At 74.9% G+C, this 13,192-nt stretch carries 9 protein-coding genes; 2 read left to right on the forward strand and 7 right to left on the reverse strand.

Annotation, left to right across the window (positions count from 1 at the left end; genetic code table 11):
* Positions 1–84: 84 nt before the first annotated feature.
* Entirely contained in the window at positions 85–1,872 is a 1,788-nt protein-coding gene (locus CO540_RS11130) for a hypothetical protein (RefSeq protein ID WP_099161979.1), read from the reverse strand.
* Positions 1,830–3,770 carry a hypothetical protein gene (locus CO540_RS11135; RefSeq protein WP_099161980.1) on the reverse strand — a complete coding sequence of 647 codons (1,941 nt, stop codon included), beginning with the start codon at positions 3,768–3,770 and terminating at the stop codon, positions 1,830–1,832. Before CO540_RS11135 ends, CO540_RS11130 begins: the two co-directional genes overlap by 43 nt.
* A gap of 144 nt (positions 3,771–3,914) precedes the next feature.
* On the opposite strand from CO540_RS11135, the gene CO540_RS11140 reads away from it, so the two are divergent.
* Together CO540_RS11140 and uppS are read left to right on the forward strand one after the other, a co-directional pair.
* Positions 3,915–5,108, forward strand: a complete 1,194-nt coding sequence (locus CO540_RS11140; protein ID WP_099164707.1) for a hypothetical protein — start codon at positions 3,915–3,917, stop codon at positions 5,106–5,108.
* 37 nt (positions 5,109–5,145) lie between these two features.
* Positions 5,146–5,958: a polyprenyl diphosphate synthase gene (gene uppS / locus CO540_RS11145; protein ID WP_099161981.1), complete on the forward strand. Its 813-nt coding sequence runs from the start codon at positions 5,146–5,148 to the stop codon at positions 5,956–5,958.
* Here uppS and CO540_RS11150 read toward each other — a convergent pair.
* The 5 genes from CO540_RS11150 to CO540_RS11170 form a co-directional block, all read right to left on the reverse strand.
* Positions 5,928–6,425, reverse strand: a complete 498-nt coding sequence (locus CO540_RS11150; protein WP_253866616.1) for a GNAT family N-acetyltransferase — start codon at positions 6,423–6,425, stop codon at positions 5,928–5,930. The genes uppS and CO540_RS11150 overlap by 31 nt on opposite strands.
* Positions 6,426–6,520: 95 nt before the next feature.
* Entirely contained in the window at positions 6,521–8,467 is a 1,947-nt protein-coding gene (gene dxs / locus CO540_RS11155; RefSeq protein ID WP_099161983.1) for a 1-deoxy-D-xylulose-5-phosphate synthase, read from the reverse strand.
* Positions 8,468–8,515: 48 nt separating this feature from the next.
* The gene (locus CO540_RS11160; RefSeq protein ID WP_253866618.1) at positions 8,516–9,658 is read right to left on the reverse strand and encodes an anhydro-N-acetylmuramic acid kinase; all 1,143 of its coding nucleotides are present in this window, start codon (positions 9,656–9,658) and stop codon (positions 8,516–8,518) included.
* A gap of 63 nt (positions 9,659–9,721) precedes the next feature.
* The gene (locus CO540_RS11165) at positions 9,722–10,963 is read right to left on the reverse strand and encodes a class I SAM-dependent RNA methyltransferase (RefSeq protein ID WP_253866620.1); all 1,242 of its coding nucleotides are present in this window, start codon (positions 10,961–10,963) and stop codon (positions 9,722–9,724) included.
* A 43-nt stretch (positions 10,964–11,006) separates the two neighbouring features.
* Positions 11,007–13,055 (reverse strand): APC family permease, encoded by a 2,049-nt coding sequence (locus tag CO540_RS11170; RefSeq protein WP_099161985.1) that lies wholly within the window; start codon positions 13,053–13,055, stop codon positions 11,007–11,009.
* Positions 13,056–13,192: the final 137 nt, after the last annotated feature.

Consider the following 13,192-nt stretch of genomic DNA (forward strand, 5'->3'; position numbering starts at 1 on the left):
CCCCTTCTTAACGTATTCGGTAGAGGAAGGGCCCCCTCTTAACACAGGCGCGTTAAGAGGGGGCCCCTCCTTGCACCGGGTGCGTCAGCCGAGCAGGGGGCGGACGTCCCACAGGTGCCCGCCGGGCACGTCCCGGCCCGGGCCGACCAGGGCGTCCACGGTGGCGCGCACCGGGTCGGTCGGCGACGAGTCGGCCTGCACCAGCGCCGCCGCCCGCCAGTGCCGCAGGTCCTCGACCGCCTGCCGGCGCTCCACGTCGCCGACCGGCGGCACCTGGCCGGTCTCGGCGGCCCGGCGCAGCAGCAGCGAGGTGGGTCGGTCCGGCGCGCCCCAGCGGGCGGTCGGGTCGGTCGCCGAGCGCGGACCGATGAAGTAGCCGCCGGGCGCGTCGAACGCCAGCCCGGTGCGCGCCGACCAGAACATGGCCGGGCTGACCGCCGCCCCGGTCACCGGCGGCACCGGCACCAACGTCCGGCCCGGCGGGACGTACGCCTGCCAGCCGCCGCCGGACACCACGGCCGGCACCGGCGTCACCGGCACCGTGCGGATCGGCGTCGGGGTGAGCGGCAGCAGCGCGGCGGCGACCGCGCCGGCCCACGGCGCCCAGGCGCGCGTGCCGGAGCGCCGGACCCGGTCCACGGCCAACGCCAGCAGCACCCCGCACACCGGTACGCACACCAGGGCGAACCGCGCCGGCACCACCAGGTCGAGCAGCGGCACCCCGGCGAGCAGGCGGTAGGGGCCGGGCACCCCGGTGTCGTGCCGGTTCAGCACCACGCTCGCGCCGAGCGACAGCAGCGCGAACAGCAGCCCGCACGCGGCGAGCGCGCGCACCAGCGGCCGGCGCCACAGCCGCACCACCACGAGCAGCGCCAGCAGCGGCAGGAACGGCCCGAAGAACGAGTTCTGCTCGGTCGGGTTCGGCGACAGCAGCCCGGCGCGGTGGGCGTCCCCGGCGACGGTCTGTCGCGCGGTCGCGGTGAACGAGGCCAGGTCCAGCCGGTACCCCAGGGTGTGGAACGGCATCCCGCTGTAGTGGCCCGGCCCGAAGAACTGGAACCACAGCGGGTACGCCAGCAGCACGCCGGCGACCAGCGCGCCGATGCCCAGCCGGCGGGCCACCACCGGGACCAGCCGGCGGGCGGCGGCCCGGTCGGCCAGCGCGTACGCCCCGGCGAGCACCCCGGCCGCGAGGGCCAGGAACACCAGCAGCTCCTCGCCGAGGAAGACCTGGTAGGCGACCGCCAGCCCGAGCAGCACGCCGTCGCGGCGGACCCGGTCGGTGGCCGGCCGGAACACCAGCGCCAGGATCACCGGCACCAGGAACTGGGCGGCCATGTGCAGGTGCGCGCCGGCCTGGGCCACCATGCCGGGGGCGAAGCCGCAGACCAGGCCGCCCACCGCGGCGGCGGCCCGGGAGCGGACCAGCCGGCGGGCGAGCAGCGCGTACCAGGCGGCGGCCGTGCCGGCGAGGCTGAGCGTCACCGCGACGAGGAACGCCACCTGGGAGCCGAACGCCACGGTGACCGGGGTGAGCGGCACGCCCAGCCCGAGCACCGAGGTGTTCGCCATCAGGTTCACGCCGTCCGGGGCGTTCAGCGCTGCGCTCCACAGCGGGTTCTCCCCGCCGGTCACCGCGCGGGCCGCCCGGGCCAGCATCCACTCGAACAGCATCTGGTCGCCGGCCTGGTGGAACAGCCGTTCCGGCCGGCGCCACTGGTCGGTGGTGAGCAGCACGGCCAGGCCGAGGTAGCCGGCCACCACGAGCGCGTCGACCGGGCGGGGCCGCCACCGGCGCCGGGGCGGGCGGCCGGAGCGGTCCGCCGCGGTCAGACGGAGCGGCTGGTCAGTGTCCGGACGTCCCACAACCACACGTCCAGCTCCTGCCGGCCGGGGCCGACCAGCTGCTCCACGGTCCGGCGCAGCGGCTCGGCGTTCTGCTCGTTCAGCGGCAGCACCACCACCGCCGCGTTCCAGTGCCGCAGCTCGTCGAGGAAGCGGCGGCGCTGCCGGTCGTCGAGCTTCGGCGTACGCCCGGTGGACGCCACCTCCTCCAGCATCTCCCCGATGCCGCTGGGCCGGCCGCCGAAGCGGCCCGGGTCGCCGGTGACGCCGTTGCGCGGGGCGAGGAAGTAGCCGCCGGGGATCTTGAAGTCGAGGTCGGTGCTGGCCGCCCAGCGCATCGGGTCGGTGTTGCCCATCGCCGGCACCGGCACGGAGACCAACGTCTGGTCCGGCCCGACGTACTGCCGCCACCGGTCGGCGGTGATGAACTCCGGCACCGGCGGTCGGGTGGTGACCCGCAGCGGCATCGGCGCGATCGGCAGCAGCGCGAAGACCAGGCCGGCGGCGGTCAGCGTGCGGGCGGTGCGCCGGTCCACGCCCCGCAGCACCCAGGCGCTGCGCACCGCGTACGCGAGCAGCACCGCGACCGTCACGCCGGTGATCATGCCGAACCGGGTCGGCACCACGGCGTCCAGCAGCGGCAGCCGCACCAGCAGCTCCCACGGCCCGGTGACCAGCTCCCGGTCCCACCAGGAGATCCGCTCGCCGAGCGAGAGCACGGCGAAGAACAGCCCGGTCGCGGCCAGCGCCCGGACCACCACGTCCCGGCGCAGCCAGACCACGATGCCCACGGCGAGCAGCGACAGGCTCCAGCCGAAGAAGGCGTTCTCCTCCGAGTAGTTCGGGGCGAGGTTGACGTTGGCCCGCTCGTTGCCGCCGAAGGTGGGCGAGCCGGGGGCGAAGAACGCGGCGATGTCGTTGCCGTAGTCACGCACCGTGTCGCTGAGCCCGTGGTACGCCATCGGCCCGGCGAACTGCACCCAGAGCGGGTACGCCAGCAGCGCGCCGGCGAGCAGCGCGCAGACCGCGAGTCCGGCGCCGAGCGGCCGCCACGCGGCGGCCCACCGCGCACGCTGCTGCGCCAGCACGGCGAGCAGGAACACGCCCAGCGCCATGGCGGTGAAGAGCAGGATCTCCTCGTTGATGAACGCCTGCGCGGTGACCAGGAGCGCGAGCAGCGCGCCGTCGCGGACCGGGCGGGTCGACCGGGTCAGCACCAGCACCCGCCAGACGATGAACGGCAGCAGGAACTGGCTGATGATGTTCGGGTGCCAGTTGGCGTGCGACAGCATGGCCGGTGAGAACCCGCAGAACCAGGCGCCGACGGCGGCGGCCGGCCGGTGGCGCACCAGGTGCCGGGAGAGCACCCGGTACCAGGCGGCGGCGGTGCCGGCCAGGCCGAGCGTGACCAGCGTGACGAAGGAGACCGCCGGTCCGAACAGGAGGGTCACCGGCACCATCGGGATGCCGAGCGCCAGGATGGCGGTGTTCGCCATCAGGTTGACCCCGTCGGGGTAGTTGAACTGCTCGGTGAAGAACGGGAACTCGCCGTGCAGCACCACCCGCACCGAGTGGGCGAGGAAGAACTGCACCTGCGCCGGGTCGCTGCTGTAGAGCGCGGCCACCCGGCCAGCGGGGTCGGCCCAGATGCCGCTGGTCACCCAGATCGCGGCGAGCAGGAAACCGCCGTACACGACGAGGTCGATCCGGCGGCGCGTCCAGCGCCACCGCCACCGGCGACGCGCGGCGGGCGCGGCCCCGTCCGCCGGGTCGGCGGGGGGCGGCGCATCGGCGGGGGCCGACGGGTCGGCCGGGGCCGGCGAGTCGGGCCGGGTGACCGGAGGCCGGTCGAGGGTGACGGAGCGGGGTCCCGTCGGGGCGTCGGCGGCCGGCGTCGAGGCGCCGCGGGTCTCGGCAGGCGTCACAGTCGGCGGAGTCTACCGGAGCCGGATATTGGCGCACGAATCGCGCGTCACGTTCCGCGACGAACGGGTGAGCCGGGCTCGGCCGGGCGACCGGTCGTCTCGTACCATGTGGGCTTCCGACCGACGACCGGCGAGGGGATCAGGGTGGTTTCAGCCCGCCGAGGCGCTACGACGGGCACCGCGCTGGCCGCGCTGCTGCTGGTCACGGTCGGTTGCGGACCGGTCGCCGACCGGCAGCCGAAGGACCTGCGGGTCGGCTACGACAGCCTGGACGGCACGCTGGCGGTCTGGCCGCCGCGCGGCAGCCTGGCCCGCGACGCCGCCGCCACCGCCGGGATCACCGAGGCGGTGCGGGACTGGCGGTCCCCGGTGGACGACCGGGTGCACGTGCCCTCCTCCGGCATCCTCTTCTCCGGCCAGGTCGCCGGTTCCGCGCTGGCGCTGGTCGCCGCGGACGTGCCCGGCGAGGCCGCCTCCTGGCTGCTGCAACTCGACCGGGACGGGCAGCGCTGGCGGGTTGCGCACGCCACCGAGTACACCGACCCCGGCTACCTGGTCTACTCCGACGTGCTGCCGGTGCGCCAGCCCGAGGGCCGCCGCTACCTCACCTCCGCCCGGGTCGAACGCCTGCTCGGCCCCGACGGCCGGGTGCTGGGCGGCGCCGACGGCGTGACCGAACCGGTCGCCGTGCCGGCCTGCCGGGCCGTCGAGCTGACCGCGACGCTGCGGCCCACCCCGTCGCTGCCGCGCGGCCGGGCCGCGGACCGCGTCCTCGACCTGGGTACGGCCACCGAGGCGCCCCGCTACCCGCTGGTGCGCGACGAGAGCGGCGCCGGCAAGCGGGCCCTCGCCGGGCTGGACACCTGCGCGCTGGCCGGTGAGCGGGGCCCGTTCGGCAGCCTCCCCCGCCGCCTCGGCGACCGCGAGGCGCCCCGTTCGGCGCCCGAGTCCTGGCCGATGGCGAAGATCGCGACCCGGTCGCTGGGCGAGGTGGCCCTGGGCGGTGGGGAGCCGGGCGACCTGGAGCAGCTCAGCTGGGAGACGGCCACCGGCACCATGACCGCGGTGGTCTACCGCCCGGCCGGCGGCGGCACCCCGGTGGTCTCCCCCGCCGACCGGTCCACCACGCTGCAGGCCTACCACCTGCCGGTGCCCGGGCAGCCGCTCGCGGTGCTGACCTGGCGTACCCGGGACGCGTCGTTCGCCGCCCCGCCCGGCACCACCCGCCTGGTCGACCGGCCCGGCCTGGTGGTGGTCGAGCAGACCGACGCCAAGCAGACGTTCAGCCTGGCCGGCACCGAGAAGACCTGGTACCGCTCCCTGTCCGCCCCCCGCTGACGGCGAGCAACCGCGCGCCCGCGTCGGAGGAGACGCCATGGTCGAGATGATCCGTCGGCTCTACGCCCGTCGCCTACGGGCCGGACTCGTCGACGCGACGCTGCCCCGGCACGTCGCGATGGTGATGGACGGCAACCGTCGCTGGGCGCGGCAGATGGGGTTCGACGATCCCTCGGTGGGCCACCGGTACGGCGCGGCGCACCTGCACGAGGTGGCCGGCTGGTGCGCCGAGCTGGGCATCCGGCAGATCACCCTGTTCGTCGCCTCGGTCGACAACGTACGCAAGCGCGGCTCCGCCGAGGTGGCGCACCTGATGCGGTTGGTCGAGGAGGTCATCGCCGAGCCGCTGCGGCGACCGGACAGCCCGTGGCGGCTGCACGTGGCCGGCCGGACCGACGTCCTGCCCGACTCGACCCGGTACGCGTTGAAGCTGGCCGAGGACGACACCCGGGACCGGGCCGGCGGCTTCGACCTGACCGTCGCGATCGGCTACGACGGTCGTACCGAGATCGCCGACGCGGTCCGGCGCCTGCTGCACCACGAGGCGGAGGCCGGGGCCACCCTCACCGACGTGGCGGACCGCCTCACCGCCGACGCCATCGGCGCGCACCTCTACACCGGCGACCGACCGGCCCCCGACCTCGTCATCCGGACCAGCGGGGAACGGCGGATGTCCGGCTTCCTGCTCTGGCAGGCCGTCCACTCGGAGCTGTACTTCTGCGACGTGTACTGGCCCGGCTTCCGTGAGGTGGACTTCCTCCGGGCCCTGCGCACCTACGCCACCCGCACCGCCCGCCCCCACCGTGCCTCGAGGCGGGGTCAGGGGCGGTGGAGGCGCATGCCCAGGTAGGGGGCGTCGGCGGGGCCGGGACGGGTGGTGCCGTCGGGGCGCCAGCCGTGCCGGGTGTAGAAGGCGCGGGCCCGGGTGTTGCGCTCCCACACCTCCAGCACCCCCACCGCCAGCCCCTCGGCCTCCAGGTGACGCAGGAAGAGCCCGTGCAACGTGCTGCCGACGCCACGGCCCCAACAGTCCGGGTCGACGTGGATCTGGTAGAGCTGCGCGGCGTCCACCTCGGACGAGTGCGGCGGGCCCATGGCCAGCAGACCGACCACCCGCCCGTCGACCACGGCGCAGCGGACGTGCTTGTGCGGCGCGGCGATGGCCGCCGTCCAGCCGTCCCGCTGTTCCCGGGCCAGCTCCGGGTTGACGATCTCCCCGGTGGGCAGCCCGCCCGCGCCGTAGTAGGCGACGCGGGCCCGGGTGTGCAGGTCGACGATGTCGTCCAGGTCGGCCGGCGCGGCCTCACGCACGTCCACGGCACACCCCATTCAGGCAGACGGCCCCGGGAAGCCCCGGAACGGCGCTCGGGCGGCCCCGCGGGAAGCGGGACCGCCCGAGCACCGTATCCGGATCAGTTCTGCGCCGCGGCCCCGTCGGTGGCCGGGTCGACCGGCGCGGCGTCCAGGCCGGAGATCCAGCCGGTGACGTCACGCGCCACGTCCTGCGCGGTCAGCCGCAGGTCGGCCAGGATCTGCGCGCGGGTGCCGTGCGGGTGCCAGTCGGCCGGTACGCCCAGGTCCTTGACCGGCACCCGGACGTCGGCGTCACGCATCGCCTGGGCCAGCGCGGAGCCGACGCCACCGACCCGGACGCCGTCCTCGACGGTGACCACGAGGCGGTGCCCGGCGGCCAGCTCGACCAGCTCGGCCGGGACCGGGCGGACCCAGCGCGGGTCGACCACGGTGACGCCGTAGCCCTGCTCGGCGACCCGGCTGGCGACCTCCATGCCCAGGGCGCCGAAGGAGCCGACCGCGACCAGCAGCACGTCGGTACGCGCCGACTCGGCCAGCACGTCAACCGGGCCGACCCGACGCACGGCCGGCAGGTCGGCGGCGACGGTGCCGGTCGGGAAGCGCAGGATGGTCGGGCCGTCGTCCACGGCGATCGCCTCGCGCAGCTCCTCGCGCAGCGTGGCCGAGTCGCGGGGCGCGGCGATGCGCAGGCCGGGCACCACGCCGAAGACCGACATGTCCCAGACGCCGTAGTGGCTCGGCCCGTCGGGGCCGGTGATGCCGGCCCGGTCCAGCACGAACGTGACCGGCAGCTTGTGCATGGCCACGTCCAGCAGGACCTGGTCGAAGGCCCGGTTGAGGAAGGTGGCGTAGACCGCGACCACCGGGTGCAGGCCGCCCATGGCCAGGCCGGCGGCGGAGGTGGCGGCGTGCTGCTCGGCGATGCCCACGTCGTAGACCCGCTCCGGGTACTTGCGGGCCAGCGTGGCGATGCCGGTGGGCTCGGCCATGGCGGCGGTGATGCCGACCACGTCCGGACGCTCGTCGGCGATGCTCACCAGCTCGTTGGCGAAGACGTGGGTCCACTTCACCGACGGCGCGGCGACCAGCTGGCCGGTCTCGACGTCGAAGGCGCCGCCGGGGCCGTGCAGGCAGTCCGCCTCGTCGTCCTCGGCCGGACGGTAGCCGTAGCCCTTGCGGGTGACCGCGTGCACGATCACCGGGCCGCCGAAGTTCTTCGCCGCGCGCAGCGCCGCCTCGACCGCCGGCACGTCGTGGCCGTCGACCGGGCCGACGTACTTGATGCCCAGGTCCTCGAACATCGCCTGCGGGGCGACCGCGTCCTTGATGCCCTTCTTGACCGCGTGCAGCACCTCGAACATCGGCTTGCCGACGAACGGGGTGTTGCCCAGCGCGTCCTTGACCGTGTCGAGCACCTTCTCGTAGCCGGGGTTGAGCCGCAGCGACGACAGGTGGTCGGCGAGGCCGCCGATGGTCGGCGAGTAGGACCGGCCGTTGTCGTTGACCACGATGACCAGCGGGTTGCCGGCGGTGGCGATGTTGTTCAGCGCCTCCCAGCACATGCCGCCGGTGAGCGCGCCGTCGCCGACCACGGCCACCACGGCCCGCTTCTCGCCGCGCAGCGCGTACGCCTTGGCCAGGCCGTCGGCGTAGGACAGGGCGGTGGAGGCGTGCGAGTTCTCGATCAGGTCGTGCTCGCTCTCCGCCTGGCTGGGGTAGCCGGAGAGGCCACCGCGCTGGCGGAGCTTGTCGAAGCCCTCCTGCCGGCCGGTGAGGATCTTGTGTACGTACGCCTGGTGACCGGTGTCGAAGAGGAGCCGGTCGCGCGGGGAGTCGAAGACCCGGTGCATCGCCAGGGTCAGCTCGACCACACCGAGGTTCGGACCGATGTGCCCGCCGGTGCGGGAGACCTTCGCGATCAGGAAGTCACGGATCTCGGCGGCGAGGATGTCCAGCTGCTCGGCGGTCATCCGCTTCACGTCCTGCGGGCCGCGGACGGTGCCCAGCAGCCGACCGTGGTTGGCCGTGCCCTCTTCAACACTCATGACCGGAGAGTCTATCGGCCGCGCCACAGTCCGCAGCCGAGCCGTGGATCAGGCGGCGACCACCAGCCGGCGCGGCGGCGTCGCCCGGGCCACCCCGAACGGCGGGCCGGCGGGGGTCCAGGAGCCGAGCACGGCGGCCCGGGAGGCGCCGGTGACCGACGGGACCGCGCCGGGCAGCCCGTGCCAGCTCAGCCACCCCAGCAGCGCGAACGCGTACGCCTCCTTGGCCTGGGCCGGCACGCCCAGCTCGTCGGTGGTGCGCAGCCGCCACCGCCCGGCGCCCAGCGCGGCCAGCCGGGCCCGGAGTGTGGGATTGCGCACTCCCCCGCCGGCGGCGACCACCTCGGTCACCCCGTGCCGGTCGCAGGCGTCGGCGACCGTCCGGGCGGTCAGCTCGGTGAGCGTGGCCAGCACGTCGTCGGCGGCCACCGGCTCGCCCAGGGCGGCCAGCGCGGCGTCCAGGTAGCCGCCGTGGAACAGCTCCTTGCCCGTCGACTTGGGCGGCGACGCGGCGTAGTAGGGCTCGGCGAGCAGCCGGGCCAGCAGCGCCGGGTGCGCCCGGCCGGCGGCGGCCCGCGCCCCGTCGATGTCGCAGGGGCGGTCGAGGAAGCGGCGGGCAGCGGCGTCCAGCAGCGCGTTGGCCGGGCCCACGTCGTACCCGAGGACCGGCGCCCCGGGCGCGACCACGGTGAGGTTCGCGATGCCGCCCAGGTTCAGCGCCGCGCGGGCCCCGGCGCTCCCGTCGAGCAGCAGCGCGTCGAACGCCGGGACCAGCGGCGCCCCCTGCCCGCCGGCCGCCACGTCCGCCGAGCGCAGGTCGTGCAGCACGGGTACGCCCACCCGGGCGGCGACCCGGGCCGGCGCGCCGAGCTGGAGGGTGCCGCGCACCCGGCCCGCCTCGACCCAGTGGAAGACGGTCTGGCCGTGCGAGACGACCGCGTCGACGGCGCCCCCGGCCAGCTCGATGCCGACGGCAGCCGCCTCGGCGAACACCTCACCGAGCCGGTTGTCCAGCCGGCACACCGCCTCGATCGTGGTCGCGGCCGGCGGCAGCAGCGCGCCGATCTGCGCCCGCAGGTCGTCCGGGTAGGCCAGCTCGCGGTGCCCGAGCGGACGCAGGCGCAACGTGTCCCCGTCGAGGGTGAACTCGCCCGCCGCCACGTCCACCCCGTCGTACGAGGTGCCCGACATCAGCCCGACGATGCGCAAGGAAGGGCCCCCTTTTAACGGATTCGGTAGAGGAAGGGCCCCCGCTTAACGCGCCGGGGGCAGGAACAGGCCGACCAGCTCGACGTGCTGGGTGTTCGGGAACAGGTCGAACCCGCGCAGCGCGGCCAGCCGCCAACCCGCCTCGGCGAACGTGCGCACGTCCCGGGCGAAGGCGGCCGGGTCGCAGGCCACGTACGCGACCGCGCGCGGCCCGGCGGCCACCACGCCGCGCACCACCGGGGCGCCCGCGCCGGAGCGCGGCGGGTCGAGCACCACCAGGTCGACCGGGCCGGTGATCCGGCGCCGGGCCAGCGCGGTCTCGACCCGGGCCGCGACGACCTCGACGGCGGGCAGGTCGGCCAGGTTGGTGCGGGCGGCGGCCACCCCGTCGGGCGCCGACTCGACCACCGTCACCCGGGCCCCGTCGACCCGGCCGGCGAGCGCGGCGGCGAACAGCCCGGCCCCGCCGTACAGGTCCCAGGCGCTCTCGCCCGGACGCGGGTCGAGCAGGTCGAGCACGGCGCCGACCAGGGCGTCGGCCGCCGCCGGGTGCACCTGCCAGAAGCCGGAGGCGGGCAGCGTGAAGGGCCGCCCGGCCGCCGTCTCCCGGACCCGCTCCGGCCCGCTCACCGCCGTGGCGACCCCCTCGGCGTACGCGACCACGGCGACGTCCCCGCCGGTGCTGGCGACCGTCTCCACCGCGTCGGCGTCCGGCCAGCGCGCCCCGGTGGACGGCAGCACCGGCAGTTCCTGGATCGCCGGGTGGGCGATCAGGCACCTGTCGATCGGCACCACCTCGTGCGAGCGGTGCTTGAGCAGCCCGGCCCGGCCGGTCGCGTCGACCGCGTAGCGGACCCGGGAGCGCCAGCCCAGCGGCCCGCCGGGCAGCGCCTCGACCCGGACGCCGAGCGCGTCCACCTCGGCGTCGGTGAGCCGACCCAGCCGGGTGAGCTGCTCGCGCACCACGGCGACCTTCCAGTCGAGCTGGGCCGCCGGGGCGACGTGCTGGAGGTCGCAGCCGCCGCACGCGCCGGGCCGGGCGTACGGGCAGGGCGGGACGACCCGGTCCGGGGAGGCGTCGAGGATCTCCACCGCGTCAGCGCGGGCGAAGCCGCGGTGCAGCTCGGTCACCTCGGCCACCACCCGCTCGCCGGGCAGCGCGTGCCGGACGAAGACCACCTGGCCGCCGACCCGGGCCACGCAGTGCCCGCCCGGCGCGACCGCGTCGACGGTCAGCTCGACCCGCTCGGCCTCCTCCAGCCCGGGGCGTTCCGGCGCGGCGCTCACGGCGTCCTCCTTCGTTCGCGACTGCGGGGCTCGCGACACCGGCTCACTGTCGGCCCTCCTGCTCGGGGGCCGTGGTGCCGACCGGCGGCGGCAGCGTGCTCTGCGGCGCCACCCGGGGGCCGCGGGCCGGACCGCGGCTGAGCGTGGCGTCGAGGCGGTCCAGGTTCTTGCTGGCGGTGGAGGCGAGCTGCCAGGGCACGCTGGTCACCATCACGCCCGGCTCGAACAGCAGCCGGCCCTTGAGCCGCAGCGCGCTCTGGTTGTGCAGCAGGTTCTCCCACCAGCGCCCGACCACGTACTCGGGGATGAAGACGGTGACCACGTCGCGGGGCGACTCGCGGCGGACCGAGGCGACGAAGTTGAGGATCGGCCGGGTGATCTCCCGGTACGGGGAGTCGATCACGGTCAGCGGCACCGGCAGCTCCCGGCGCTCCCAGTCGGCCTGGAGGTCCCGGGTGTCCTTCTCGTCCACGTTGACGGTCACCGCGGTCAGCGTGTCCGGTCGCGTCGCCCGGGCGTACGCGACGGCCCGCAGGGTCGGCTGGTGCAGCTTGCTGACCAGCACGATGGCGTGGTTGCGGGCGGGCAGCACGGCCCGCTGCTCGGTCGGCTCCAGCTCGGCCGCGACCCGGTCGTAGTGCCGGCGGATGGCGAGCATGACCACGTACATCACCGCCATGGCGACGATCGCGATCCACGCGCCGAGCAGGAACTTCGTGACCAGCACGATGATCAGCACGATGCCGGTCATGGCCATGCCGAACGTGTTGATCGCCCGGGAGCGGATCATCCGCCGCCGGGCCTCCGGGTCGCGCTCGGTGCGCAGGTGCCGGTTCCAGTGCCGGATCATGCCGGCCTGGGAGAGCGTGAACGAGACGAAGACGCCGACGATGTAGAGCTGGATGAGCCGGGTCACCTCGGCCTGGAAGCCGACGATCAGCACCACCGCGAAGACGGCGAGGAAGACGATGCCGTTGGAGAACGCCAGCCGGTCGCCCCGGGTGTGCAGCTGGCGCGGCAGGTAGCGGTCCTGGGCGAGGATCGAGCCGAGCACCGGGAAACCGTTGAACGCGGTGTTGGCGGCCAGGAACAGGATCAGCGCGGTCATGCCGGCGACCACGTAGAGCAGCACCGAGCCGCTGCCGAACACGGTCTCGCCGAGCTGCGCGGTGACCGTCTTCTGCACGTACCCGGCCGGGCCGCCGACGATCTGCGTGGTCGGGTCCTCGACGAACTGCAGGCCGGTCCGGCGGGCCAGCAGGATGATGCCGACCAGCATGCTGACCGCGATGGTGCCGAGCAGCAGCAGCGTGGTCGCCGCGTTCTTGGACTTGGGCGACTTGAACGCCGGTACGCCGTTGGAGATGGCCTCGACGCCGGTGAGCGCGGCGCAGCCGGAGGAGAACGTGCGCAGCAGCAGGAAGATCAGCGCGAAGCCGGTCACGCTGTGCTCGGCGTGGATCTCCAGGCCGGCGCTGGGGGCTTGCAGGTCGTCGCCGAGCACGAAGATCCGCACGAACCCGGTCAGCAGCATGCCGCCGATGACGATGACGAAGCCGTAGGTGGGGATGGCGAACGCGGTGCCCGACTCGCGCAGGCCGCGCAGGTTCATCGCGGTGAGCAGCACGACCGCGCTGACCGCGATGAGCACCTTGTGGGTGGCCACGAACGGCACCACCGAGCCGAGGTTGGCCACGCCGGAGGAGACCGACACGGCGACCGTGAGCACGTAGTCGACGAGCAGCGCGCTGGCCACCGCGAGGCCGGCGCGCGGCCCGAGGTTGACGGTGGCCACCTCGTAGTCGCCGCCGCCGGAGGGGTACGCGTGCACGTTCTGCCGGTAGCTCGCCACCACGGTGAGCATCACCACGACGACGGCCAGCGCGATCCACGGCGAGAAGAAGAACGCCGACGCGCCCGCGATGGAGAGCGTCAGCAGGATCTCGTCCGGCGCGTACGCCACGCTGGAGAGCGCGTCGGAGGCGAAGACCGGCAGCGCGATGCGCTTCGGCAGCAGGGTGTGCTGCAGGCGGTCGGACCGGAACGGTCGACCGAGGAGGAGTCGCTTCAGCAGCGAGGTGGGTCGGGCCACAACCGCCAAGCGTACGGCCACCCGGCTCGGGACGGTGGGGTGGCTGATCACCCCCGCGCGCGACCGCGCGGTACGGTTCGGTGCCCCGTCGCGGGCGGGGACGTGGCAGGCTCGCAGACGACGGGTCGGCGGGCGGC

Source organism: Micromonospora sp. WMMA2032 (genome assembly GCF_002688545.1).
Classification (GTDB): domain Bacteria; phylum Actinomycetota; class Actinomycetes; order Mycobacteriales; family Micromonosporaceae; genus Micromonospora; species Micromonospora sediminicola.

Coding starts and splice junctions, on each gene's coding strand:
- CO540_RS11160 (WP_253866618.1), bottom strand. CDS start 9,658: ATGTCGGGCACCTCGTACGACGGGGTGGACGTGGCGGCGGGCGAGTTC.
- uppS (WP_099161981.1), top strand. CDS start 5,146: ATGGTCGAGATGATCCGTCGGCTCTACGCCCGTCGCCTACGGGCCGGA.
- dxs (WP_099161983.1), bottom strand. CDS start 8,467: ATGAGTGTTGAAGAGGGCACGGCCAACCACGGTCGGCTGCTGGGCACC.